At 67.8% G+C, this 24,642-nt stretch carries 22 protein-coding genes; 16 read left to right on the forward strand and 6 right to left on the reverse strand.

What is annotated here, in order from left to right; all coding sequences use genetic code 11:
- Positions 1-12: 12 nt before the first annotated feature.
- Both A7W11_RS11700 and A7W11_RS11705 read right to left on the reverse strand, forming a co-directional pair.
- On the reverse strand, positions 13-1,194 hold the full coding sequence (locus tag A7W11_RS11700; protein WP_066412111.1) for a YbfB/YjiJ family MFS transporter: 1,182 nt from the start codon (positions 1,192-1,194) through the stop codon (positions 13-15).
- Between the two features lie 138 nt (positions 1,195-1,332).
- Entirely contained in the window at positions 1,333-1,977 is a 645-nt protein-coding gene (locus A7W11_RS11705) for a GntR family transcriptional regulator (protein WP_066412114.1), read from the reverse strand.
- Positions 1,978-2,048: 71 nt separating this feature from the next.
- On the opposite strand from A7W11_RS11705, the gene A7W11_RS11710 reads away from it, so the two are divergent.
- The 4 genes from A7W11_RS11710 to A7W11_RS11725 all read left to right on the forward strand — a co-directional run bounded on the left by A7W11_RS11710 (position 2,049) and on the right by A7W11_RS11725 (position 6,574).
- The gene (locus A7W11_RS11710) at positions 2,049-2,801 is read left to right on the forward strand and encodes an SDR family NAD(P)-dependent oxidoreductase (RefSeq protein WP_066412118.1); all 753 of its coding nucleotides are present in this window, start codon (positions 2,049-2,051) and stop codon (positions 2,799-2,801) included.
- Between the two features lie 117 nt (positions 2,802-2,918).
- Positions 2,919-4,115 (forward strand): acyl-CoA dehydrogenase family protein, encoded by a 1,197-nt coding sequence (locus A7W11_RS11715; protein WP_066412120.1) that lies wholly within the window; start codon positions 2,919-2,921, stop codon positions 4,113-4,115.
- Entirely contained in the window at positions 4,112-5,167 is a 1,056-nt protein-coding gene (locus A7W11_RS11720; RefSeq protein WP_066412123.1) for a phosphotransferase, read from the forward strand. The genes A7W11_RS11715 and A7W11_RS11720 overlap by 4 nt, the downstream gene beginning before the upstream one ends.
- Positions 5,168-5,413: 246 nt before the next feature.
- Positions 5,414-6,574, forward strand: a complete 1,161-nt coding sequence (locus A7W11_RS11725; RefSeq protein WP_066413951.1) for a metallophosphoesterase — start codon at positions 5,414-5,416, stop codon at positions 6,572-6,574.
- Positions 6,575-6,643: 69 nt separating this feature from the next.
- Here the strand turns inward: A7W11_RS11725 and A7W11_RS11730 are convergent, their stop codons facing one another.
- On the reverse strand, positions 6,644-7,576 hold the full coding sequence (locus A7W11_RS11730; RefSeq protein WP_235816852.1) for a response regulator transcription factor: 933 nt from the start codon (positions 7,574-7,576) through the stop codon (positions 6,644-6,646).
- Complete coding sequence (locus A7W11_RS11735) at positions 7,545-10,931, reverse strand: ATP-binding protein (RefSeq protein ID WP_066412126.1); 3,387 nt, start codon at positions 10,929-10,931, stop codon at positions 7,545-7,547. Before A7W11_RS11735 ends, A7W11_RS11730 begins: the two co-directional genes overlap by 32 nt.
- Positions 10,932-11,131: 200 nt before the next feature.
- Between A7W11_RS11735 and urtA the strand changes: the two genes are divergently transcribed.
- From urtA to A7W11_RS11795, 12 genes are all read left to right on the forward strand, one after another.
- On the forward strand, positions 11,132-12,394 hold the full coding sequence (gene urtA / locus A7W11_RS11740) for an urea ABC transporter substrate-binding protein (protein ID WP_066412129.1): 1,263 nt from the start codon (positions 11,132-11,134) through the stop codon (positions 12,392-12,394).
- Positions 12,395-12,482: 88 nt separating this feature from the next.
- Positions 12,483-13,400, forward strand: coding sequence for an urea ABC transporter permease subunit UrtB (gene urtB, locus A7W11_RS11745; RefSeq protein ID WP_066412131.1), 918 nt, complete (start codon positions 12,483-12,485; stop codon positions 13,398-13,400).
- Between the two features lie 16 nt (positions 13,401-13,416).
- On the forward strand, positions 13,417-14,616 hold the full coding sequence (gene urtC, locus A7W11_RS11750; protein WP_066412134.1) for an urea ABC transporter permease subunit UrtC: 1,200 nt from the start codon (positions 13,417-13,419) through the stop codon (positions 14,614-14,616).
- The gene (urtD, locus tag A7W11_RS11755) at positions 14,613-15,386 is read left to right on the forward strand and encodes an urea ABC transporter ATP-binding protein UrtD (protein ID WP_235816853.1); all 774 of its coding nucleotides are present in this window, start codon (positions 14,613-14,615) and stop codon (positions 15,384-15,386) included. The genes urtC and urtD overlap by 4 nt, the downstream gene beginning before the upstream one ends.
- A 22-nt stretch (positions 15,387-15,408) precedes the next feature.
- Positions 15,409-16,101: an urea ABC transporter ATP-binding subunit UrtE gene (urtE, locus tag A7W11_RS11760; protein WP_066412136.1), complete on the forward strand. Its 693-nt coding sequence runs from the start codon at positions 15,409-15,411 to the stop codon at positions 16,099-16,101.
- A 58-nt stretch (positions 16,102-16,159) separates the two neighbouring features.
- Positions 16,160-17,389 carry a formamidase gene (gene fmdA / locus A7W11_RS11765; RefSeq protein ID WP_066412138.1) on the forward strand — a complete coding sequence of 410 codons (1,230 nt, stop codon included), beginning with the start codon at positions 16,160-16,162 and terminating at the stop codon, positions 17,387-17,389.
- 14 nt (positions 17,390-17,403) lie between these two features.
- Positions 17,404-17,736 carry an FmdB family zinc ribbon protein gene (locus A7W11_RS11770; protein WP_066412141.1) on the forward strand — a complete coding sequence of 111 codons (333 nt, stop codon included), beginning with the start codon at positions 17,404-17,406 and terminating at the stop codon, positions 17,734-17,736.
- A gap of 170 nt (positions 17,737-17,906) precedes the next feature.
- Positions 17,907-18,812: a TauD/TfdA dioxygenase family protein gene (locus A7W11_RS11775; protein WP_066412143.1), complete on the forward strand. Its 906-nt coding sequence runs from the start codon at positions 17,907-17,909 to the stop codon at positions 18,810-18,812.
- Positions 18,809-19,762 carry a LysR family transcriptional regulator gene (locus tag A7W11_RS11780; RefSeq protein WP_066412145.1) on the forward strand — a complete coding sequence of 318 codons (954 nt, stop codon included), beginning with the start codon at positions 18,809-18,811 and terminating at the stop codon, positions 19,760-19,762. Before A7W11_RS11775 ends, A7W11_RS11780 begins: the two co-directional genes overlap by 4 nt.
- Positions 19,759-20,574 (forward strand): carbon-nitrogen hydrolase family protein, encoded by an 816-nt coding sequence (locus A7W11_RS11785; protein WP_066412147.1) that lies wholly within the window; start codon positions 19,759-19,761, stop codon positions 20,572-20,574. Before A7W11_RS11780 ends, A7W11_RS11785 begins: the two co-directional genes overlap by 4 nt.
- A 1-nt stretch (position 20,575) precedes the next feature.
- Positions 20,576-21,241, forward strand: coding sequence for an RraA family protein (locus A7W11_RS11790; protein WP_066412149.1), 666 nt, complete (start codon positions 20,576-20,578; stop codon positions 21,239-21,241).
- Positions 21,242-21,285: 44 nt separating this feature from the next.
- Complete coding sequence (locus tag A7W11_RS11795) at positions 21,286-22,278, forward strand: Bug family tripartite tricarboxylate transporter substrate binding protein (protein ID WP_066412151.1); 993 nt, start codon at positions 21,286-21,288, stop codon at positions 22,276-22,278.
- A gap of 67 nt (positions 22,279-22,345) precedes the next feature.
- Here A7W11_RS11795 and A7W11_RS11800 read toward each other — a convergent pair whose 3' ends face one another.
- Complete coding sequence (locus A7W11_RS11800; protein ID WP_066412155.1) at positions 22,346-23,362, reverse strand: EthD domain-containing protein; 1,017 nt, start codon at positions 23,360-23,362, stop codon at positions 22,346-22,348.
- The gene (locus A7W11_RS11805) at positions 23,359-24,582 is read right to left on the reverse strand and encodes an MFS transporter (protein ID WP_235816854.1); all 1,224 of its coding nucleotides are present in this window, start codon (positions 24,580-24,582) and stop codon (positions 23,359-23,361) included. Before A7W11_RS11805 ends, A7W11_RS11800 begins: the two co-directional genes overlap by 4 nt.
- Between the last annotated feature and the right edge of the window lie 60 nt (positions 24,583-24,642).

The following is a 24,642-nucleotide window of genomic DNA, read 5'->3' on the forward strand; positions in this document are numbered from 1 at the left end:
GACTTTCAAGCCCTAGGCATGCGCGCCGGATGCGCGCCGCCGCGAGGCCGCGGGCCGCATGCACAATGCGGCGCCCAGCACCAGCGCCGCGCTGGCGGCGGCCAGGGCCGGGTCGAAGCCATGACCGAGACCATACAGCCAACCGGAGGCCAGCGGGCCGGCGATCTGGCCCACGCCATAGGCGGCGGTAAGCGCGGCCATCAGGTTGAACGGCACCTGGCCCGCCACGTGGCGCGCCGCGGGCATCGCGATGGTGACCGTGCCGGTGAAGGTGCCGCCCACCAGCAGCGCGCTGGCCAGATAGGCGGGCAGCGTGTGGCTGAGCACCGGCAGCACCACGCCCAGGGCCTGCAGCAGCAGGTTCAATGCCAGGGCGCGGCGCGCGCCCAGCGCGCGATTGATGCGATGCCACCAGAAACAGGCGGGGATGGCGCCCAGGCCGAAGGCGGCCCACAGGTGCACCGGATCGATGCCGTGCAGGGCATCGCGCACGAACAGCGGCAGATAGGTGGCGGTGACGATGTAGCCGAAGCCCGCCAGGCCGTAGCTGGCGATCAGTTGCCAGGGGCCCAGGCCGTCCTGCCGGACGGTACGCGCCTGCGTCTGCGCAGGGTGTGCCGCGTGAGGTACGCGGGCCGACAGGAACGGCCACAGCGCCACGGTGAACACGCCCGCGGCCACGGTCAGGATGCCCCACAGCGCGGCGCTATGCAGGCCCAGGCGATTGCCGGCGGCGACCAGCTCGGCCGAGACCAGGATGCCGGCGCCCACCCCCGCGAACAGCAGGGGCGCGCCTTCCGGGTGGCCGACCACCTGGAACAGCCAGGCGGCGGCGGCCACCATGGCCATGGCGCTGGCCACGCCGGCGATGAAGCGCAAGGCATACATCAGGGCATCCGGCATGTGCCAGGACATTGTCGCCAGCACCAGCAAGGTGGCGGCCAGCCCGATGCCGCACACCCGAGAGGCCGAGGCGGCGCGCATGCGGCCCAGGGCCAGCGCGCCGGCCAGATAGCCGGCGTAGTTGGCGGACGCCGCCAGCGATCCGCCGGACAGATGCAGGAAGCCGTCGCGCAGCATCAGCGGATACATGCCGGTGAAGGCGAAACGGCCGAAGCCCATGGCGACGGCCAGCACCGCGCCGGCGGCCAGTGCGGCCGAAGCGGGACGCAGGGAAGAGAAAGAGGCAGGCATGGCAGGTTCGCTTGCGGTGGGAACCCGGCGAGGCGCGATGCAGCCATCGCCGATGGCATGCCTTCAGCTTACTTTTTATTCCTATAAAAAGATAGAAATAAATTTATCAATCTCTTTTTAAGATTTTAGAGCTTGGGGTCATTCCGCCGCCATCGCTTCGATGGCTTCACGGACCCGCCGCACGTGGCCGATGCCCGCCTGCCGCGCCGCTTCGGCCTGTCCCGCCAGCACCGCCGCGCCGATGCGGCGGTAGTCCGCCAGGCGCAACTCGCGCAGGCCGGGCAGGCGAAAGCACGCATGCACCACGTGCATCTGGATCGCGGGAAACAGGCGCTTGAGTTCGCGGTTCGCGGCCACGTCCAGCAGCGCGCGGTAGAAGTGGCGGCGCGCGGCGAGAAAAGCCTGGCGGCCGGTGGCGTCGTCCAATTCGTCCAGGGCCGCATGCAGGGCGGGTGTGTGCCCGGACGTTCCCGCCCGCCGCGCCGCCGTGGCGGCCAGCAGCCCGGTCATGTATTCGGCGATTTCCAGCACGTCCTGCGCATCGGCCAGCGTCAGCGTGCGGATGGCCGCGCCGCGATGGCGGTTCAGGTCCACGATGCCGTCGGCCGCCAGCTTCTGCAGGGCTTCGCGCACGCTGTTGCGGCCCACGCCGAACTGCTCCGCCAGGTCGGTCTCGACCAGCCGCTGGCCAGGCAGGAAGGTCTGCGCTTCCAGGCCGTGGACGATGCCGGTGAAGACGGCGCCGGAGGCGGTGGCGGGAGAGGGGGCATCTGGGGACGGCATGGATCTATCCTTGTTTGTGGTACATGATTGTCCTACAATTTTTCGACTTGGAGACAACGGAGACAAGGCCCATGAGCCAGCCCAAGCAATTGAATGGCCGTCGCGCACTGATCACGGGCGCGTCCAGCGGACTGGGCGCGCATTTCGCGGCGCTGCTGGCCGAACAGGGCGCGGAAGTCGTACTGGCGGCGCGCCGCGTGTCCGCGCTCGAGGGCGTGGCGCAAGCCATCCGCGCGGCGGGCGGCGTCGCGCACTGCGTGGCGCTGGACGTGACCGACGCCGCCTCGCGGCAGGCCCTGGCCGACGCGGCCGGCCCCATCGACATCCTGGTCAACAACGCCGGCATCGTCCGGCAGGCACCCGCCTTGCAGCAGTCCGAACCCGACTGGGATGCGGTGCTGGACACCAATCTGAAGGGCATGTTCTTCGTGGCGCAGGCCTTGGCGCCGGGCATGCAGGCCCGTGGCGGCGGCAGCATCGTCAACGTGGCGTCCATCCTGGGCCTGCGGCAGGGCGGCGGCGTGCTGCCCTATGCGGTGTCCAAGGCCGGCGTGATCCAGATGACCAAGTCGCTGGCGCTGGAGTGGGCGCGCCACGGCGTGCGCGTCAATGCGCTGGCGCCGGGCTACATCGATACCGAACTGAACCGCGATTTCTGGCCGTCCGAGGCGGGACAGGCCCTGATCAAGCGCATTCCGCAGCGGCGGCTGGGCCGGGTGCAGGACCTGGACGGGCCCTTGCTGCTGCTGGCCTCCGACGCCTCGCGCTACATGACGGGAACGGTCATCGTGGTCGATGGCGGGCACATGGTCAGCGGGTTGTAGCGGATGGCGGCGCCGCCGGCCCGTGCGCCGGGTACGGATCCGCCGAATCCTCTTTCCGCCGCATCCGCCGCGTCATCGCGACATAGCCGGGCGCGGCATCTCTACGGGAAACGTCTCATGCAAGCTTCCGCATCGTCTTCCACCCCTCGCAGCCTGGCGATCGCCCAGCGCGTCGAGGCCTTCGTGCGCGACGTGGTGGTTCCATACGAGCAGGATCCGCGCTGGGGGCCGCATGGCCCCGAAGCCGGCCTGGTCGACGAACTGCGTGGCCTGGCGCGCCAGGCCGGGGTGATGACGCCGCACATCCTGGCCGACGGCAGCCATCTCACGCAACGCGAGACCGCCACGGTGCTCAAGCCCTCCGGCCTGTCGCCGCTGGGGCCGGTGGCCGTGAACACCGGCGCGCCGGACGAAGGCAACATGTTCCTGCTGGGGCGCATCGGCACGCCGGAACAGCGCGCGCGGTTCCTGGCGCCGCTGGTCTCGGGACAGGCGCGCTCGGCCTTCTTCATGACCGAGCCGGCCACCGAGGACGGCGCGGGTTCCGATCCCTCGATGCTGCGCACCCGCGCGCGCCGCGACGGCGACGACTGGATCATCGATGGCCGCAAGGCCTTCATCACCGGCGCGCAGGGCGCGGCGGTGGGCATCGTCATGGCGCGCACCGCCGACGATGCACGCGGCGGCGCCACGATGTTCCTGGTCGACCTGCCGCATCCCGCCATCCGCGTCGAGCGCGTGCTGGACACCATCGACGGTTCCATGCCGGGCGGCCACGCCATCGTCGTCATCGACGGACTGCGCGTGCCGCGCGGGCAGGTGCTGGGCGAGGTGGATGAAGGCTTTCGCTACGCGCAGATCCGCCTGTCGCCGGCGCGCCTGTCGCATTGCATGCGCTGGCACGGCGCGGCCACGCGCGCGCAGGAGATCGCCGTCGCCTACGCGACCCGGCGCCGCGCGTTCGGCAAGCTGCTGATCGACCACGAGGGCGTGGGCTTCATGCTGGCCGAGAACCAGATCGCCTTGCGCCAGGCCGAACTGATGATCGACTGGTGCGCCGACGCGCTGGACGCGGGGTCGCTGGCCAGCGTCGAAAGCTCGATGGCCAAGGTGTCGGTGTCGGAAGGCCTGTTCGACGTGGTGGACCGCTGCGTGCAGGTCATGGGCGGCACGGGCGTGTCGGGCGATACGGTGGTCGAGCAGATCTTCCGCGAACTGCGCGCGTTCCGCATCTACGACGGCCCGACGGAGGTGCACAAGTGGTCGATCGCCAGGCACATCAAGCGCACGGCGCTGGCCGGAGAGCAGGCATGAGCGAGGGTGGCGCGACCATCCCGGTGCGCGAGGCGCATCGCTTCGATGCGCAGCGGCTGCATGCCTGGATGCAGGACAACGTGCCGGGATACGCCGGGCCGCTGCGCGTGGCGCAGTTCCAGGGCGGGCAATCGAATCCCACCTACCGGCTGGACACGCCCACGCGCGCCTACGTGCTGCGCCGCAAGCCGCCCGGCCAGTTGCTCAAGGGCGCGCACGCGGTCGAGCGCGAGGCGCGGGTGATGCAGGCGCTGGGCGATGCGGGCTTCCCCGTGCCGCGCATCCACGGCCTGTGCACGGACGACGCCGTGATCGGCAGCTGGTTCTTCGTGATGGACATGGTCGAGGGCCGCATCTTCTGGGACGCCAGCTTTCCTGGCGTGCCAAGAGAGCAGCGCGCCGCGCACCTGGACGCGATGAACGCCACGCTGGCGGCCTTGCACGGCATCGATCCGCAGGCCGTGGGCCTGGGCGACTACGGGCGCAGCGGGCAGTACGTGGCGCGCCAGGTGTCGCGCTGGTCGGGCCAATACCTGCAGGACGAGGCCGCGGGACGCGTGCCCGACATGGACCGGCTGGTGCAATGGCTGCCCGAGCACATCCCGGCCAATGACGAAACGGCCATCGTGCATGGCGACTACCGTGCCGACAACATGATCTTCCACCCCACCGAGCCGCGCGTGATCGCGGTGCTGGACTGGGAGTTGTCCACGCTGGGCCATCCGCTGGCCGACTTCGCCTACAACGCGATGATGTACCGCATGCCTTCCGACATCCTGGGCGGCATCGCCAGCGTGGACCTGCGCGAAGCGGGCCTGCCCGGCGAGGCCGAGTACGTCGCGGCATACTGCCGCCGCACGGGCCGCGACGGCATCGCCGACCTGGACTACTACGTGGCGTTCAACATGTTCCGGTTCGCCGCCATCCTGCATGGCATCCGCGGCCGCGTGGCGCGCGGCACGGCGGCGGGCGCGGATGCGCGCGAGATGGCGGCGCGTGTCGAACGCGTGGCGGCATTGGCGTGGCGGCAGGCGCAGGCGGCGGGGGCCTGAGGCGCGGTGCCTTCGACAGGCCGACGCGTCCGGGCATGCCGGCGCATCCCTGGGCCGCTCGCGGGCATGCCCGGACGACGCTGCCGGGCGCAGGGATATCCCCAGTCGTGTGTGACAAACAGCTTGCAGGGCATAGGCATAGAATGGCTGCCCCGGGCCGGTTGCCGCCGAGCCTGAAAACGTTTCCTTTTCGCCTGGCCTGGCCCGCGGCCGCCTGCCGCGGGCCAGGTGTTTTCCTCAGTCATCGTGTCGCTACGCCAATCCGCTTTCTTCATCCGTTTCGTGGCCATCGGTGCGTTGGCGCATGTCTATGTCGGCATGCGCCTGATCCCCGATCTGCCGTTGCCGTCCCTGGCCGCCGTCGCCGCCATCCTCTTCCTCGTGCTGTCCTGCCTGGTGATTCCGCTGGGCATGCTCAGCCGCGCCGCCAAGGGCCAGCGCGATGGCGACCGCATGGCCTGGATCGGCCTGCTGGCCATGGGCCTGTTCTCGTCGCTGTTCGTGTTCACGCTGCTGCGCGACGCCGTGCTGCTGATCGCCTTGTTGGTCCAGGCGGCAGGCGTGCGGGTGCCTTGGGCCGCGCTGCGGGCCGATTCCGCGCTGGCCGTGCCCCTGCTGGCACTGGCGGCCAGCGGGGCCGGCTTCTTCAACGCGCGGCGCCGCGCGCGCGTGGTCGACGTCGAGGTGCCCATCGCGGGCCTGCCCGACGAACTGCAGGGCTTCACCGTGGTGCAGATCAGCGACATCCACGTGGGGCCGACCATCAAGCGCGGCTACGTGCAGGCCATCGTGGATGCGGTCAACGCGGCCAGGCCCGACATGGTGGCCATCACGGGCGACGTGGTCGACGGCAGCGTCGAGCGCCTGGCCGAGCACACCCGGCCGCTGGGCGGGTTGCAGGCGCCGCATGGCGTGTACCTGGTCACCGGCAACCACGAGTACTACTCGGGGGCATCGGCCTGGGTGGCCGAGTTCCGCCGCCTCGGCCTGCGCGTGCTGATGAACGAGCACGCCGTCATCCATCCCGCCGGCCAGTGCGTGGTGGTGGCGGGCGTCACCGACTTCGGCGCGGGCGGCTTCGATGCCGCGCAGCGCAGCAGTCCGGCGCGCGCCCTGGCCGGCGCGCCGTCCAACGCGGCGTTGCGCCTTCTGCTGGCGCACCAGCCGCGCAGCGCCGCGGCGGCCGCGCCGCTGGGCTATTCGCTGCAGTTGTCCGGCCACACGCATGGCGGGCAGTTCTTTCCGTGGGGTTTCTTCGTGCCGTTGCAGCAGCCTTTCGTGGCGGGCCTGCATCGCTACGAAGGCATGTGGGTCTACACCAGCCGGGGCACGGGCTACTGGGGCCCGCCCAAGCGGCTGGGCGCGCCATCCGAGATCACGCGCGTGCGGCTGGTGCGCGCGGGATAGCGCGCCCCTGTCAAAGCGAGACGGCGGCACTGGCCAGTCCTGGACACGGCCGCGAAGGCCGATTCCGCTTCAACTGGCGCGGTGCAGATGCGTCAACGCCAGTGCCGTGGCCGCCGCGCGGGTTTCCACGCCCAGCTTCACGTAGATGTGTTCCAGGTGCTTGTTGACCGTGCGCGGGCTCATGCCCAGGATCTCGCTGATGTCGCGGTTGGTCTTGCCCTTGGCCAGCCAGGACAGCACCTCGGCCTCGCGGACGGTCAGCCGGTAGGCTTCGCCCAGCGGCATGGCGGGTTCGGGCGCCGCCGCGCCTTCCTCCAGCAACAGCACCGGCTCGCCGCCGCGCTGCGACGCCGACAGCCGTATCCGCAGCTCGCGCCCATTGCGCACTGTCAGATGGGCCTGCGTCTCGTCGTGGTCGGCCTGGCGCGCGGCCACCCATTGCGCCAGCGGCGCGGGCAGTTGCTGGGCTTCGCCGTCCATGTCCAGGTACTGCGCCAGCCACAGCCGCGCCTTGGCCGTCTTCCAGGTAATGCGCCCGCCGGCGTCCAGCACCACCACGGCGTTGGCGGCCGCGTCCATGGCGTCGAGCGCCGCCGACACCACGCTGGCGGTACGCAGATGCGCCTCCAGGCGCGCCAGCACTACCGAGGGATCGATGGGCTTGGTGACATAATCCACGCCGCCCGCCTGGAAGCCGCGCACCACGTCCTCGGGTTCCGTCAGGCCCGTCATGAAGACCACCGGCACCTGCGCGGCGCGGCGATGCGCCTTCAGGCGGCGGCAGGTCTCGAAGCCGTCCATGCCGGGCATCAGCGCGTCCAGCAGCACGATGTCCGGCAGCACGAAGTCCAGGCGCGCCAGGGCCTGCGCGCCGTCCGTGGCGACCACCACCATGTAGCCGGCCTGGTCCAGCGCATCGGACAGCATCTTCAGGTTGTCGGGGGCATCGTCCACCAGCATGACGAGCTTGTTATGGGCGGGCATCGGCATGGCGGCGTACATGGTTCTTCAGCAGGGTCTCGTATTCGGAAAGCCGGAAATCCTTGGCCAGCACGGCCAGGTGGTCGATCAGCGGGGCTGTGTGGGGATCGCGCTCGCGGACGTCCTGCAGCCGCGCCAGGATGCCCTTGATGTAGCCCATTGCGCCCAGTTCCAGCAGCGCCTCGGCGTCGGCCAGGTCCAGCACGATGCCGTCCAGCAGGGCGCTGGCGGGCGGCATGGATCCGGAGGCGGGCGGCTCGATCCACTGCAGCCCCAGGTGCGTGCCGATCTTGGCCAGCAGCTCGTCCAGCACCACGGGCTTGAGCAGCCAGTCGTCGCTCCAGGCGCCGGCCTCGCGCGGCTCCAGCGTATGAGCGTTGGCGGACACGATGATGATGGGCGCCGTCACCCCTTGTTCGCGCAGCAGCCGCGAGGTCTCGCCGCCCGTCAGTCCGGGCATGGAGAAGTCCATGAGGACGAGCGCGGGCCGCAGCGCGGCGGCCAGCGCCAGGCAGGCATGGCCGCTGCCGGCCTCGTTCACGGCGAAACCCAGCGGTTCGAGCATCTCGCGCAGGATGCGCCGCTGCGAAGGCTGGTCGTCCACCACCAGCACGGCATGGCGCTGGCCCGTGTAGCCGGTGACCGGGCCGGGCCGCGCCAGGCCGGCGCGCGGCGAACGCACTTCGGGCAGGAACAGCTTCAACGTGAACACGCTGCCCGTGCCCACCTGGCTGCGCACCGTCAGTTCACCCCCCATGATGTTGGTCAGCATGCGGCAGATGGTCAGCCCCAGCCCGGTGCCCGTGTCGGCCTGGTCGGCCGCCGCCCAGCTGCGCTCGAAGGGCATGAAGATGCGTTCCAGATCCTCGGCCGGGATGCCCGCGCCGCTGTCTTCCACTTCGATCTGCACCATGTCGGCCGCCTGCCGCACGCGCAGCGCCATGTGGCCGTCCTCGGTGAACTTCACCGCGTTGCTCAGCAGGTTGATCAGGATCTGCCGCAGCCGCTTCTCGTCGATGTGCACGATGCGCGGCAAACCGGCGGCGGGGTCGTAGTCGAAGCGCAGGCCCTTCAGCGAGGTCTGCGGCTGGAACATGCGCACGATCTGGTCCAGGAATTCCGGCAGGTTCAGCTCGGTGTTTTCCAGCCGCAGCTTGCCGGCCTCGATGCGGGCGATGTCCAGCAGGCCGTCGATCAGGCCCACCAGGTGCTTGCCGCTGCGGTGGATGACGTCCAGCGCCTCGCGCCGCGCGGGCGGCAGGCCGGGGTCGCGCTGCAGGATCTGCGCGTAGCCCAGGATGCTGTTCAGGGGCGCGCGCAGCTCGTGGCTCAGCCCGCCCATGAAGCGGCTCTTGGCCAGGTTGGCGGCCTCGGCGGCCTCCTTGGCCTTCTGCAATTGCGCGTCGGTCTGGCGGTGCGCCTCGATTTCGTTCAGCAGCAGGTTGGTCTGGCGGTCGGACTCTTCCTGGGCCACCTGGCGGCTTTCGTTGGTCAGCACCAGCCACCAGGCCGCCACGCCGCCGATCAGCAGCAGCGCGGCATACAGTTTCATGAAGGTGGCGCGCAGCGGGCCGATGTCCGTGGCATCGGCCAGCGTCAGGGATTCCTGGTAGTAGATCAGCGACAGGATGGCCGCCAGCAGGCCGCCGATCAGGCCGATGGCCACCAGATAGTGCGCCAACCGGGAATGGAACAGCGGCGTGACCGGCCCCGGCAGGATGCGCCGCAGCGCCGCGCCCAACTGGTCCTGCAAGCGCGAACCCCGCTTGCAGCGGTCGTGGCAGCGCGCGTCCAGCGTGCAGCACAGCGAACAGATCGCGCCGCTGTAGGCGGGGCAGTGCGCCATGTCGCCCGCCTCGAAGGTGTGGTCGCAGATCACGCAGGTCAGTCCGTAGCCGCCCTGGCCCAGGTCTTGCGGCGGGCGCGCCAGGTAGTAGCGCCCCTGGGTGGCCCAGGCGATGGCGGGCGCGGTGACGAAGGCGGCCAGCAAGGCCACGAAGGGCGACAGCGCGCGCGCCGTCTGGCCGAACAGTCCGCCGTCCGCCATCATCGACACGACCAGCGACACCAGCGTGGCGCCCACGCCCACCGGGTTGACGTCGTACAGGTAGGCGCGCCGGAACTCGATGCCGCGCGGGCTCAGGCCCAGCGGCTTGTTCACCACCAGGTCGGCCACCAGCGCGCCGATCCAGGCCAGCGCCACGTGCGCGAAGATGGCCAGCACGTGTTCCAGCGCGTCGAACACGCCCATCTCCATCAGGCCGATGGCGATCAGCACATTGAAGATCAGCCACACCACGCGGCCCGGATGGCTGTGCGTGACGCGCGCGAAGAAGTTGGACCAGGCCAGCGAGCCGGCGTACGCGTTGGTCACGTTGATCTTCACCTGCGACACGATCACGAACAGCGTCATCGCGCCCAGCGCCCAGCCAGGGTGCGAGAACACATAGCCATAGGCGATCAGGTACATCTGCGTGGGATCGGCCGCCTTGGCCGCCGGCACGCCGTGTTCCAGCACGAGGCTGGCCAGGAAGGCGCCGGCCAGCATCTTCAGCGCGCCCGGCACGATCCAGCCCGGGCCGGCGCACAGCAGCGCGATCCACCAGCGGCGCCGGTTGGCGGCGGTCTTCTCGGGCAGGAAGCGCAGGAAGTCCACCTGCTCGCCGATCTGCGTGACCAGGGCCGACGCCACCGCCGCGCCCGCGCCGAACATCAGCAGGTTGAAGCCGCTTTCGCCGCTGCGGCCCGGGAAGTTCGCCAGTTGCGCCAGCGCGCCGGGATCGTCGTACAGGATGAAGGCGTAGGGCGTCACCAGCATCAGGATCCACAGCGGCTGCGTCCACGACTGCAACCGGTTGATCAGCGTGATGCCATAGGTGACGAACGGGATGATGACCACCGCGCACAGCAGGTAGCCCAGCGTCAGCGGCAAGCCCGTGCAGCGCTCGATGGCCAACGCCATGATGGCCGCTTCCAGCGCGAAGAAGATGAAGGTGAACGAGGCGTAGATCAGCGAGGTGATGGTCGAGCCGATGTAGCCGAAGCCCGCGCCGCGCGTCAGCAGGTCCATGTCCAGGCCGTGGCGCGCCGCGTAATAGGCGATGGGCAGCCCTGTCAGGAACACCACCACGGCCACCGCCACGATGGACCAGAAGGCGTTGACGAAGCCGTAGTTCAGCGCGAGCGCGCCGCCGATGGCCTCGAGCGCGAGGAACGACACCGCGCCCAGGGCCGTGTTGGCCACGCGGAATTCCGACCACTTGCGAAACGACACCGGCGTGAAACGCAGGGCGTAGTCTTCGAGGGTCTCGTTGGCGACCCAGGTGTTGTAGTCGCGGCGGATCTTGACGATGCGTTGTGTGGCGCTGGCATCCACGGGCGAGGCTCCGGTATGCGTCGAACGACGTATGCCGTGTTTGTACCCGCTGGGGCCATCGCGGCCACTACGTCAATCGACGTATGTTGCACTGCGTCATCGGTTCCTAGTATGGCATCGAACCCGCCCGCTGCCGCGCGATCCGCCGGCCGCGACGGCACCGGGTTTTCCCCAAGCGGTTTCACTCCCAGGAGCCTTCGATGCCTCGCAATCCGATCCAAGAACAAGAACCCGCCTCGCTGTCGCGCCGGCGCGCGGCGATGGCGCTGGCCTCGCTGCCGCTGCTGGGCGTTCCCATGCTGGGCCGCGCCGCCGCGCCCGCCACGTCCACGATCAACACCACCGGCCTGGCGATCACCGACACCGAAGTCACGGTGGGGCAACTGCATTCGGCCACGGGCACCATGGCCATCAGCGAAACGGGCTCGATCCAGTCCGAGCGCCTGGCCATCGAGCAGATCAATGCGATGGGCGGCATCCTGGGCCGCAAGATCAAGATCATCCAGGAAGACGGCGCCTCCGACTGGCCCACCTTCGCCGAGAAGGCGCGCAAGCTGCTGGTCAGCGACAAGGTCGCCACCGTGTTCGGCTGCTGGACCTCGGCCTCGCGCAAGGCGGTGCTGCCGGTGTTCGAGAAAGAGAACGGCCTGCTGTACTACCCGACCTTCTACGAAGGCCTGGAGCAGTCCAAGAACGTGTTCTATACCGGCCAGGAGGCCACGCAGCAGATCCTGGCCAGCCTGGACTGGCTGGCCAAGGAGCAGAAGGCCAAGAGCTTCTACCTGATCGGCTCCGACTACATCTGGCCGCGCACCTCGAACAAGATCGCGCGCAAGCACATCGAGAACGTGTTGAAGGGCGAAGTGGCGGGCGAGGAGTATTACCCGCTGGGCCACACGCAGTTCGGTTCGCTTATCAACAAGATCAAGCTGAAGAAGCCCGACGTGGTGTTCGCGGTGGTGGTGGGCGGCAGCAACGTGTCTTTCTACAAGCAGTTGAAGGCGGCCGGCGTCACCAGCGACAAGCAGAAGCTGTTGACGATCTCGGTGACCGAGGACGAGCTGCTGGGCATCGGCGGCGAGAACTGCGAGGGATTCTGGTCTTGCATGAAGTACTTCCAGAGCCTGGACAACCCGAACAACAAGAAATTCGTCGAAGCCTTCAAGGCCAAGTACGGCGCCAACGCGGTGATCGGCGACGTCACGCAGGCCGCCTACCTGGGGCCCTGGCTGTGGAAGATGGCCGTGGAGAAGGCCGGCAGTTTCGACGTGGACAAAGTGGTGGCGGCGTCCGCCAACCTGGAGTTCAAGGAAGCGCCCGAAGGCTACGTGAAGGTCGATCCGAACCATCACCTGTGGAGCAAGACGCGCATCGGCAAGATCCGCCGCGATGGCCAGTTCGACGTGATCTACGAGACGGCCGACCTGATCCGCCCCGATCCGTTCCCCAAGGGCTACCAGTAAGCCACCGGCCAAGTCCCTTTGCGCGGAGGCGGCGGCACGCCGCCCCGCGACCGGCGCCGCGCGCCGCAACGCCGCACGAGGCAAGCACATGGAATCCTTCTCCGACCTGGGCGCGATCCTGCTGATGCAGGGCTTCAACGGCCTGTCCGTCTTCAGCGTACTGCTGCTGATGGCGCTGGGCCTGGCCCTGATCTTCGGCCAGATGGGCGTCATCAACATGGCGCACGGCGAGTTCCTGGCGGTGGGCGCCTACACCACCTATCTGTTCTCGGAACTGACGCAGCAGTATGCGCCGGGCCTGATGCCGTACTACTTCTTCTTCGCCATCGCGGCGGCCTTCGTGGTGACCTTCGCGCTGGGCTGGCTGGCCGAGTGGCTGATGATCCGCCACCTGTACCGCCGTCCGCTGGACACGCTGCTGGCCACCTGGGGCCTGTCGCTGGTGATCCAGCAGGCGCTGCGCTCGATCTTCGGCCCGCGCGAGGTCAGTCCCACGCTGCCCGACTGGCTGATGGGCAGCGTGCAGCCGCTGGAGGGCGTGGACATCCCCATCAACGGCCTGTTCGTGATGAGCATCACGCTGGTGCTGACCTGCGGGCTGCTGCTGGCGATGTTCCGTTCGACCTGGGGCCTGCACGTGCGTGCCACGGTGCAGAACCGCACGATGAGCGGCGCGGTGGGCATCGACACCAAGCGGGTCGACCGGCTGACCTTCGCGCTGGGGTGCGGCATCGCGGGTATCGCCGGCGCGGCCTTCACCACCATCGGATCCACGGGACCGACCAGCGGTTCTCTGTACATCGTCGACACCTTCCTGACGGTGGTCTTCGGCGGCGCGGCCAGCCTGCTGGGCACGATTGCGTCGGCCTTCGTCATCGCCCAGACGCAGTCCGTGTCCGAGTTCTTCATGACCGGTTCCATGGCCAAGGTGCTGACCTTGTCCGCGGTGGTCGTCATCCTGATGCTGCGCCCGCGCGGGCTGTTCAGCATCAAGGTCCGCAAATAAGGCATCGGAGGTTCGGATGCAGACGTTCTACAGAAATGTGGTGGGCGGGCGCCAGGGGCTGGTGGGCCTGGCGATCCTGGCCGCGCTGATCTTCGTGGTTTTTCCGGTGGTGCTCGACGGCTTCCGCCTGAACCTGGTCGGCAAGTACCTGACCTATGCCTTCGTGGCGGTCGGGCTGGTGCTGTGCTGGGGCTATGGCGGCATTCTCAGCCTGGGGCAGGGCGTGTTCTTCGGGCTGGGCGGCTATTGCATGGCGATGTTCCTGAAGCTGGAGGCGTCCACCGTCGAGGCGACCAAGATCCAGTCCACGCCGGGCATTCCCGACTTCATGGACTGGAACCAGATCACCGCGCTGCCGTGGTTCTGGGTGCCGTTCAAGAGCTTCCTGTTCACGGTGCTGGCCGTGCCCATCGTGTCCGCGTTGCTGGCCCTGGTGCTGGGCCTGGCCATGTTCAAGCGGCGCGTGGGCGACACCTACTTCGCCATCGTGACGCAGGCGGTGGCGCTGATCCTGTCGGTGCTCATCATCGGCCAGCAGGGCCTGACGGGCGGCGTCAACGGCATCACCGACCTGAAGACATTGCTGGGCTGGGACATCCGCACCGACTCGGCGCGCACCCTCCTGTACTTCGTCAACGGTGCGCTGCTGTTCGGCTGCATCCTGTTCGGCCGCTTCCTGCTGTCGTCCAAGCTGGGCAAGCTGCTGGTGGCCATGCGCGACAAGGAAGAGCGCGTGCGCTTCTCGGGCTATGACGTGGCCAGCTTCAAGGTGTTCGTGTTCTGCGTGGCTGCGGCGTTCTCGGCCATCGGCGGCGCCATGTTCACGCTGCAGGTGGGCTTCATGTCGCCCTCGTTCGTGGGCATCGTGCCGTCCATCGAGATGGTGATCTTCGCCGCGGTGGGCGGTCGCCTGTCGCTGCTGGGCGCGGTGTACGGCACGCTGCTGGTCAATTTCGGCAAGAGTTATTTCTCGGAGAGCTTTCCGCAGTTGTGGCTGTTCCTGATGGGCGGCCTGTTCATCGCGGTGGTCATGGCGTTCCCGAACGGGTTGGCTGGGCTGTATGAGAAGTATGTGCGGCCGAGACTGGGCCGGGTGAAGACACCCGCTGCCGCGCCCGTGGCGGCGACGGCCTCCGTGGCTACGCCGGCCCCGTCCCACGCCGCCCCGCACCCCAATGCCCACGTCCCCGGCGCCAACCCCACGGAGGCCGCATGAATCCGCCCCTGATGAACCAGGCGGTCACGCCCGCCCAGGAATTCGCGCTGTACGTCGAGGGCCTGACGGTGTCGTTCAACGGCTTCACCGCCGTCGACAACCTGAACCTGTACGTGGACCGCGGCGAGCTGCGCGTGGTGATCGGCCCCAATGGCGCCGGCAAGACGACCCTGCTGGACCTGATCTGCGGCCGCACCAAGGCCACGGGCGGGTCCATCCGTTTCAAGGACACCGAGCTGACGCGCATGGCCGAGCACGAGATCGTGCGGGCCGGGGTGGGCCGCAAGTTCCAGACGCCGTCCATCTACGAGACGCTCAGCGTGCGCGAGAACCTGGAGGTGTCGTTTCCACGTGGCCGCAGCGTGTTCGGCGCGATGGCGTTCCGGCGCACCCCCGACGTGATCGAGCGGGTCGAGCAGGTGGCCGGGCAGATCTTCCTGGCGGACAGGCTGGACCAGTCCGCCGAGCTGCTGTCGCACGGCCAGAAGCAATGGCTGGAGATCGGCATGCTGCTGATGCAGGAGCCCGAGTTGATGATGCTGGACGAGCCGGTGGCGGGCATGAGCGTGTCCGAGCGCGAGAAGACCGCCGAACTGCTCAACCGCATCAGCCGCGACCGTTCCATGATCGTCATCGAGCACGACATGGAATTCGTCAAGCACATCGCCCACAAGGTCACGGTGCTGCACCAGGGAAAGGTGCTGGCCGAGGGGTCCATGGACAGCGTGCAGGCCGATCCGCGCGTCATCGAAGTCTATCTGGGTCATTGACCCGCCATCGCGAGAGGCGCATATGTTCAACGTATCGGGGCTGGTGTCGGGCTACGGCCAGAGCCGCGTGATCCACGGCGTGGACCTGACGGTGGCGCGCGGCGAGATCGTCGCGGTCATGGGCCGCAACGGCATGGGCAAGACCACGCTGTTCAAGACCATGATGGGCGTGCTGCCCACCATGCAGGGCAGCGTGCGGGTGGACGGCGTGGATCTGTCGGGCATGGAGAGCTTCCAGCGCGTGCGCTCGGGCATCGCCTACGTGCCGCAGGGCCGCATGATCTTTCCCACGCTGACGGTGGAAGAGAACATCCGCACCGGCCTGCCGGGCCGCGCGTTGCGCGATCCGGTGCCTGACGACATCTACGCGCTGTTTCCGGTGCTGCACGACATGCGGCGGCGGCGCGGCGGCGACCTGTCGGGCGGCCAGCAGCAGCAACTGGCCATCGCGCGCGCGCTGGTCACCAATCCGAAAGTGCTGATGCTGGACGAGCCCACCGAGGGTATCCAGCCCTCGATCATCAAGGACATCGCCCGCAGCCTGCTGGAGATCCGCAAGCTCAAGGACCTGGCCATCGTGGTGTCCGAGCAGGTGTTGAGCTTCACCATGCAGATCGCCGACCGCCTCATCGTCATCGACAAGGGGCGCTTCGTGCACGAGGACGCGCGCGACGCCGTCGACGAACAGACCATCAGCCGCTATTTGTCCGTGTAGGGCGGACAGGCCCCGGCGGCCCCCCTTGCTTTCCCCCCGAAAACCGAAGGAGCGAGTCATGCCCGAAACCCTCATCAAGGTCGATCTGTCGCAGTCCCCGTACGAGAACGAGAATATCCACAACCGCTGGCATCCCGACATTCCCATCGCCGCGTGGGTGAAGCCGGGCGACGATTTCGTGCTGGAGACCTACGACTGGACGGGCGGCGCGATCAAGAACGACGACAGCGCGGACGACGTGCGCGACGTGGACCTGTCCACCGTGCACTTCTTGTCGGGCCCGGTGGGCGTGGAGGGCGCGGAGCCGGGCGACCTGCTGGTGGTGGATTTCCTGGACATAGGCGCCAAGCCCGACAGCCTGTGGGGCTTCAACGGTTTCTTCAGCAAGAAGAACGGCGGCGGGTTCCTTACCGAGCATTTTCCGCAGGCGCAGAAGTCCATCTGGGACTTCCACGGCATGTTCACCTCGTCGCGCCACATCCCGGGCGTGAACTTCGCGGGCCTGATCCACCCCGGCCTGATCGGCTGCCTGCCCGACCAGGCCATGCTGGACACCTGGAACAAGCGCGAGCAGGCGCTGATCGACACCAACCCAGAACGCGTGCCGCCGCTGGCCAACCCGCCGGCGCCCAAGACCGCGCACATGGGCCGCCTGCAAGGCGCGGCGCGCGACAAGGCCGCATCGGAAGGTGCGCGCACCGTGCCGCCGCGCGAGCACGGCGGCAACTGCGACATCAAGGACCTGTCGCGCGGCTCGCGCGTGTTCTTCCCGGTGTACGTGCCGGGCGGCGGCCTGTCGGTGGGCGACCTGCACTTTTCGCAGGGCGATGGCGAGATCACGTTCTGCGGCGCCATCGAGATGGCGGGCTGGATCCACATGCGCGTGTCCCTTATCAAGGGCGGCATGGCCAAGTACGGCATCCGCAACCCCATCTTCAAGCCCAGCCCCATCACGCCGAACTACAAGGACTACCTGATCTTCGAGGGCATCTCGGTGGACGAGGGCGGCGGCCAGCACTACCTGGACGTGCACATCGCCTATCGGCAGGCGTGCCTGAACGCCATCGAGTACCTGAAGAAATTCGGCTACTCGGGCGCGCAGGCCTATTCGATCCTGGGCACGGCGCCAGTGCAAGGGCACATCAGCGGCGTGGTCGACATCCCGAACGCGTGCGCCACGCTGTGGCTGCCGACCGAGATCTTCGAGTTCGACATCCAGCCGCAGGCCAGCGGGCCCGTCAAGGCCATCAGCGGCGGCGTGGACATGCCGCTGTCGCCGGACCTGTAAGCCGGAGCGCCGCCATGCCTACCTACGATTACTGCTGCAATACGTGCGGCGAGTTCTCGGCGCTGCGTCCGCTGGCGCGGCGCAACGATCCGGCGGCGTGCCCGGCGTGCGGCGCGCCGGCGGCGCGCACGCTGGGGGCCGCGCCGGCGCTGGGCGTCATCGGCGGCGCGATGCGCCGCGCGTTGTCCGCCAACGAGCGCAGCGCGCACGAGCCGCGCAGCACGCGCGGCGGGCACGGCATGAATTGCGGCTGCTGCTCGGGCGCAAAGCAGAGCGGGCGCACCCGCACGGCGGCGGACGGCAGCAAGGCGTTCGCCGGCTCGCGGCCCTGGATGATCAGCCACTGAAGCACAGGGCTTATTGCCGTTAAGGGTTATCCCGCGAGGCTTGCGGGATAACCCTTGGCACAGCGCCACGCGTCAGCAAAACTTGCTGGCGGCGCAACAAAAATACGTTCGACACCCCGCCGCGGGGCTGGCCATACTTGCCTTCATCAACCCTTGGAGGCAAGCCAGTCATGACGCTGGAAATCGTCCCTTTCGAACGCGGATTCGGCGCCGAGGTGCGCGGCATCGCGCCCGACCTCGACATTCCCGACGCGCAGTTCCGCCAGGTGTCCGATGCCTGGACCCGCCACAGCGTGCTGCGCTTTCGCGGGCTGCGAATGTCGCCCGAACAGCACATCGCCTTCTCGCGCCGGCTGGGTCCGCTGCACATCATGAAGCCGCTGAAGTTCAACCTCGAAGGCCATCCCGAGGTCTTCGTGGTGTCCAACGCGTCCAAGGACGATCCTTCCCGGCCCGTCACCCGCAATGAAGCCGGCGAGGCCGGCCTGCGCCGCGCGGGCGAAGGCTTCCATACCGACGGCGAGGACAAGCGCATTCCCAACGCAGGTTCGCTGCTGTATGCCCTGCGCGTGCCGCCCGAACGCGGCGACACCTTGTTCGTGGACATGTACGCGGCCTATGAAGCCTTGCCCGAGACCGTGCGCCAGGCCATCGCCGGCCGGCGCGCGCGCTACAGCCGCATCGACCTGCATGGCGTGCACTATCCCCACATGGGCCCGCTGACCGAGGAAGAAAAGCGCGACCGCCCCGATGTCTTCCACCCGCTGGCGCGCCGCCATCCCGTCAGCGGCCGCACTTCGCTGTATATCGGCCGCTGGGCTTGCGACGTCGAAGGCCTGGCGCCGGAAGAGGGCCGCCGCCTGATCGCCTATCTGCAGGATTTCGCGCAGCAGCCGCGCTTCCAGTTCCGCCAGCAATGGCAGCAGGGCGACGCCGTGCTGTGGGACAACCGCTGCACCCAGCACTGCGCCACGGGCTTCGACGACGCCGCCTACGTGCGCACCATGTACCGCACCACGCTGGAAGGCGACGAGCCGGTGATGGCGCGCACCACGGCCGGCATTTCGCTGCCATGAACATCCGCTTCCTGGAAACCGTGCTGTGGCTGGCCCGGCTGCGCAGCATCAAGGCCACGGCCGAACAGCTGTGCATCACCCACACGGCCATCTCGAACCGCATCGCCTCCATCGAGCAGGACCTGGGGGTGAAGCTGTTCGTGCGCTCGGAACACGGCTTCGAGCCTACGCCCGAGGGCCTGCGCTTCATCGACCAGGCGCAGGTCATCATCGACGCGTATCACACGCTGCGGCGCGTGATGCTGGACCCTGGCCGGCTGCGCGGACACGTGCGGCTGGGCGCGGTCAGCACGCTGATCCCGACGGTGTTTCCGCTGCTGGTGCGCACCGTGCGGGAAGAGTATCCGCACGTGTCGCTCAGCGTGACCACCGAGCTGTCCGACCGCCTGCTGAAGGAGCTGGAGGCGGGCCGCCTGGACATGGCGCTGGTGTCGGATCTGTCGGCCAACGGCGCGCCGTTCGAACTGACGCCGCTGTGCTCGTTCTCGATGGATTTCGTCGCCAGCCCGTTGCTGGGCGTGGACTGCAGCCAGCCGCTGACACCGCAGGACCTGGCCCGCTATCCCATCATCGGCTATCCGTCCGGCACGCGATCGCAGGCGCGCATCGAAAGCTACTTTGCCGACGAGGCGCAGCAGACCGTGGTGATCCATGCGTCCGCTGCGCTGCCCACCAACGTGCAGATGGTCACGTCGGGCATCGGCATCGCCGCGGTGCCGCTGGCCTCGGTGCAGCGCGAGGTGCAGCAGGGCTCGCTGGTGGTGCTGCCGGTGACCAAGCCTTTCGTCGCCGTGCACTACGTGGCTGCCTACATCCGCAACGACCAGCCTGGCCTGGCTCGCGCCGTGGCGGCGCTGGCGCGGCAGGCGGCCTCCCGCTATTGCGAAGCCTCCGACCCGGCGCACGCCTGGCAGGAGGAGCGCACCGATGTCTTCCCGGAGAACCCATGAAAGTCTGCTTGGTACAAATGAATTCGGTCGCCGACAAGCGCCGCAACATCGATGACGCCGACCGCCTGGCGCGCGAGGCGATCAGGAACGAGGGCGCGCGTTTCGTCAGCTTCCCCGAGCACTTCGACTGGGCCGGCGGAACGGTGGCCGACAAGGTGGCCGCGGGCGAGGCCGAGCGCGGCGGGCCTGCGTACGCCATGTGCCGGCAACTGGCCGTGGATCATGGCATCCATGTGCACAGCGGCAGTTTCTACGAACGCGCGCCGGGCGGCACGCACGTCTACAACACCTCGGTGGTGTTCGACCCCAAGGGCAACGAGATTGCCCGATACCGCAAGATCCACCTGTTCGACATCGTCACGCCCGATGGCTTGCGCTATGGCGAGTCGGACGCCGTGCGCGCCGGCAGCGACGTCGTGGTGGCGGACATCGACGGCGTGCGCTTCGGCCTGGCGATCTGCTACGACCTGCGTTTCCCGCAACTGTTCCAGAAGCTGGTGGCGCAGGGCGCGCAGGCCATCATGCTGCCGGCCGCCTTCACGCTGCAGACCGGCAAGGACCACTGGGACGTGCTGTGCCGGGCACGCGCCATCGAGACGCAGTGCTACTTCCTGGCGCCGGCGCAGTACGGCCCGTTCGAGCAGGATGGCGAGCGCCGCTACACCTACGGCCACACGCTGGTGTGCGATCCGTGGGGCCACATCGTCGCCAAGGCTTCCGACGGCGTGGGCGCGTTGACGGCCACGCTCGATTTCCAGCGCGTCGCGCAGGCGCGCAAACAGATTCCGTTGGCCGATCACAAGGTGTTCTGACATGAAGAAGTATGCAATCGGCGCTACGCCGCCCGCGCTGGATCCGCAGGTGTTCCGTTGGCTGGAAGACGTGGAGACCGCCACTGTCGGCCATTTCCGGCATTGGGGGTTCATGGATGCGAGCATCCAGCCGCTGAACCACCAGCGTCGCATCATCGGCCGCGCCATCACGGTGGCGCTGCCGGGGCAGGATTCGACCCTGTTGCACCATGCGCTCAGCCTGCTCGCGCCGGGCGACATCGTGATCGTGGACCGCCTGGGCGACCGCAAGCATGCCTGCTGGGGCGGCGGCGTCACGCAAGGCGCGGTGGCGGCGGGCGCGGCGGGCGCCGTGGTCGACGGCATGTGCACCGATCCGTCCGAGATCGCGGCCTCCGGCCTGCCGGTCTGGTGCCGCGGCATCTCGCCGATCACCACGCGCATCTACGACATCGGCGGCATGTTGAACATGCCCGTGTCGTGCGGCGGCGTGGTGGTCAATCCGGGCGACGTCATCCTGGCCGACGAAAACGGCGTGCTGGTGCTGCCGCCCGGCGAGGTCGAGGAAGTGGCGCAGGCCGCCCTGCAGAAGCAGGCCAGGCAGGCCGCCAATGCGGAAAAGATCGGCCGGGGCGAACGCCTGGGCGATTTATCGGGAGCAAGCGCCCACGTCGCGCGAGCCCAATGAAGTCAGGGTGGGAACACCCGTCTCATCACGTCAAGGGGAAATACATGAACGCAGCAACTGACTGCCGGGCGGCGCTGCGCCGCCTGGCGGCTGGCGCCTTGGTGGCGCTGGCCTGCGCCGGGCCCGCCCTGGCGGCCTGGCCCGAGCGGCCGGTACGGATCATCGTGCCGTTTCCGCCCGGCAATTCTTCCGATGTCTCCATGCGTCTGCTGGCCGAGAAGCTGACCGGGGTGCTGGGACAGTCGGTGGTCGTCGAGAACCGCACCGGCGCGGGCGGCACCATCGGCACCGACTACGTCGCCAAGCAGCCGGCCGACGGCTACACGCTGGCCATGGGGTCCACGGGGCCGATGACCATCGCGCAATGGCTGCGGCCCGGCACGCTGGGCTATGACGCCGCGCGCGATTTCGTGCCCGTGGGCGCGGTGGCCTGGGCGCCCCAGGTGATGGTGGTGCGCAAGGATTTTCCGGCCTCCAATTTCAAGGAGTTTCTGGCCTACGGCAAGAAACCCGACGCGCGCCTGACCTATGGATCCTCGGGCAACGGCACCACGCCGCACCTGGTGATCTCGGCCATGCTGGCGCAGGCCGGCATTCAGGCCACGCACATCCCGTACCGGGGCGGCGTGCAGACCGCGACTGACCTGGTGGGCGGACAGATCGACTTCATCTCGGACAACGTGCCGGTGGTCAGCGCGCTGCTGGAGTCGGGCAAGGTCAAGCCGCTGGGCGTCACCTCGGCCACGCGCATTCCATCGCTGCCCGACATTCCCACCTTGCAGGAGCAGGGGCTGAAGGGTTTCGACCTGCAGGGCTGGATCCTGCTGCTGGCGCCCAAGGGCACGCCCGAAGACGTGGTGGCGCGCCTGCGCAAGGAAACGGCCGCGCTGATGCGCCTGCCGGACGTACGCGACCGCCTCAATGCGCAAGGCCTGGTGCCCATGGACATGTCCACCGATCAGATGGCGGGCTTCCTGGCCGCCGAGTCGGCCAAGTGGAAGACGCTGGTCGAGCAGTCGGGCGCGGCGTCGAACTGAGCATCGGGCAGGTCATAAGCCCTTCAATGAATGCGCGCGCACAAATATTGATTGAGGGTTCAGCTATTTAAGCGCCCGCATCTGTAATTCGTTCCGGGGTAATGCGATTCACCAAGACCATGCCAATGGCCGTCCACCACTCACTAGCTTCCGCATGTCCCATGCGTGCTTCGTCTTCGGCGATCAGTTTGTATTCGGCGGTGCGAAGGAAATCCTCCAGGTCGTTGACGCTGGCAAAGTTCATCAGCGTCACGCCGTCGATATTTCTGGTCTGTGGGTGGTAGAACGGCTGCCCTGGCTCCGTCGGCCCAATGTTGTGGAGTTGCACGTAGCGCTTTACCCACGCACCGATTTTTTCCGCCGCCAGTGGCGCATGTTCATGCAGCCACCAGCGTTGGAAAGCCTCGCGGCTGACTGACTCGGCCCGACTATGCAGCTTGACCAGCGTGATGGCCTCGTTGCCGGTGGCACTCGGTACGATGATGTATTGGCGCGACAGTATCGGCGCAATGTCGCGGAAGATTGCCTGATCTTCGGGCAGGATCTTCTCGCGCACGCGAGCATTGGCCAGCACGACGGCTATATCCTCGGGACCGGCGAAATTCAGGTAGGCAATACCATCCCAGCGGGGGCGACGGTAGGCGTCGATATGTCCGATGACGGTAGGCCAGAGCTTGCCCCGCGCATCGGCAGGTGCGCGATACGGCGGTGCGTCGGTATACGTCGGCCCAGGGGCGAAGCGGTGCAGTTGGTCGTAGCGTAGAAGCCGCTCCAGGCTGCGGTCATCCGTCTGCTCTGCATGGATGAAGCGCACGCCATGCACCTTGCGCCAATACTCGCCCCAATGCTCGAAATTGAGATTCGGATTGCCCTCGAAGGCATTCGCGCTGGCGTCGGCAGCAGGGTCGGCGATGGCATTACCAGTGTGGTCGAGCACATGGCCGTCGGCGCGGCGTCGCTCGGCCAGCGGCGTGTTGTCGGCGCGCGAAAGCAGAGAGAACAGCACCGTCAGCGGTCGATCGCCGCCAGGTTGCGGTTGGAGATAGGGGGCGCGGAACAGAGGTTCCTCAACTGTCTTGGTCATGAGGAATGATTTCCAGTGGGACGATGAAGAAAAGACACGGCCAACGCGGCTACGCCAGCCAGCGCAGAAAATCCATAGAGGCCAGGCGCGCCGCCATGTGACCAAGCGGCACCGCCAAGGGCGGCACCCGCTGCCATACCGACCATTGCCCCCGTCATCAATAACCCGTTGAGACGGCTGCGTGCTTGCGGCTCCAGTCCGTTGGCAATGGTCTGGTGCGATACCAGCGCCGCCATCACACCCAGGTCGAAGACAACGGCGCCAATAGCCAGTGTCCATAAGCTGGCTGGGAGGGCTGCGAGGCCGAAAAAAGCCACTATCACCAGCGAGCAGCCGAGGCGGATGGCTGGAAGCGGGCCATGCCGATCATTGAGTCGGCCGAACCCGGGCGCGACCCACGCTCCCGCGGCGCCAGCGATCCCGAAGCTACCGGCAACGCCGGCACCCAAGTGGAATGGTGGCGCTGCCAACACCAAGGCAAGCGTTGACCAGAACGCGCCCAGTGTGGAAGCCAACAGCGCTTGCGAGACGGCCGCCAGCCGCAGGGCACGGTATTGCCGCCAGTACATCCATAAACTGGCAATCAGGGCACGATAGCGGCTGCGGCTCACGGGCGGCATGTCTGGCACGGTGCGCCAGACGATCATCATCACCCCCAATACCAGCCCTGCCGCGACGAACTGCATGGCACGCCATCCGAGGGATTCGGCAACCCAGCCGCCCAGCGCGCGCGACAGCAGGATGCCACTGAGCAGTCCGGTCGTCACAAGGCCGATGGCATGGCCTCTTTGTTCGTCCGAGGCCAATTGCGCCGCGATAGGCACGAAATCCTGCCCGATGCTGCCGAGCAAGCCCACGGCGATACTGGCAATGACCAGCCATCCGAGTCCGGGAGAGCAAGCGGCGGCCACCAGCGCGATTGCCAGCAGCACCGCCTTGGCGAGAATCAGCCGGCGACGCGGTAGCACATCACCGAGTGGAGCCAGCAGCAACATGCCCATTGCATAGCCAATCTGCGTCAGCGTGGGCACCCAGCCGATCTGCCCGGGGCTGGCTCCGAATTCGGTCTGCACCAGCGACAAGCCGGGTTGAAGGTAATAGACGTTCGCCACACCCAAGCCGGCGCAAAGGGCCAAAAGCCACCCTGCGCCGTTCAGGCGTGACGACATCGAGCAAGCCAATAAAGGCATCTGGACACTCGCTTGAATCTCGGTGGTCATGGCCACTCCAGGCGCCATAATATTGGCGAATCAGAATCGGATATATGCGCTATTTATCGC

The sequence above is a fragment of the Bordetella ansorpii genome, from assembly GCF_900078315.1.
Classification (GTDB): domain Bacteria; phylum Pseudomonadota; class Gammaproteobacteria; order Burkholderiales; family Burkholderiaceae_B; genus Bordetella; species Bordetella ansorpii.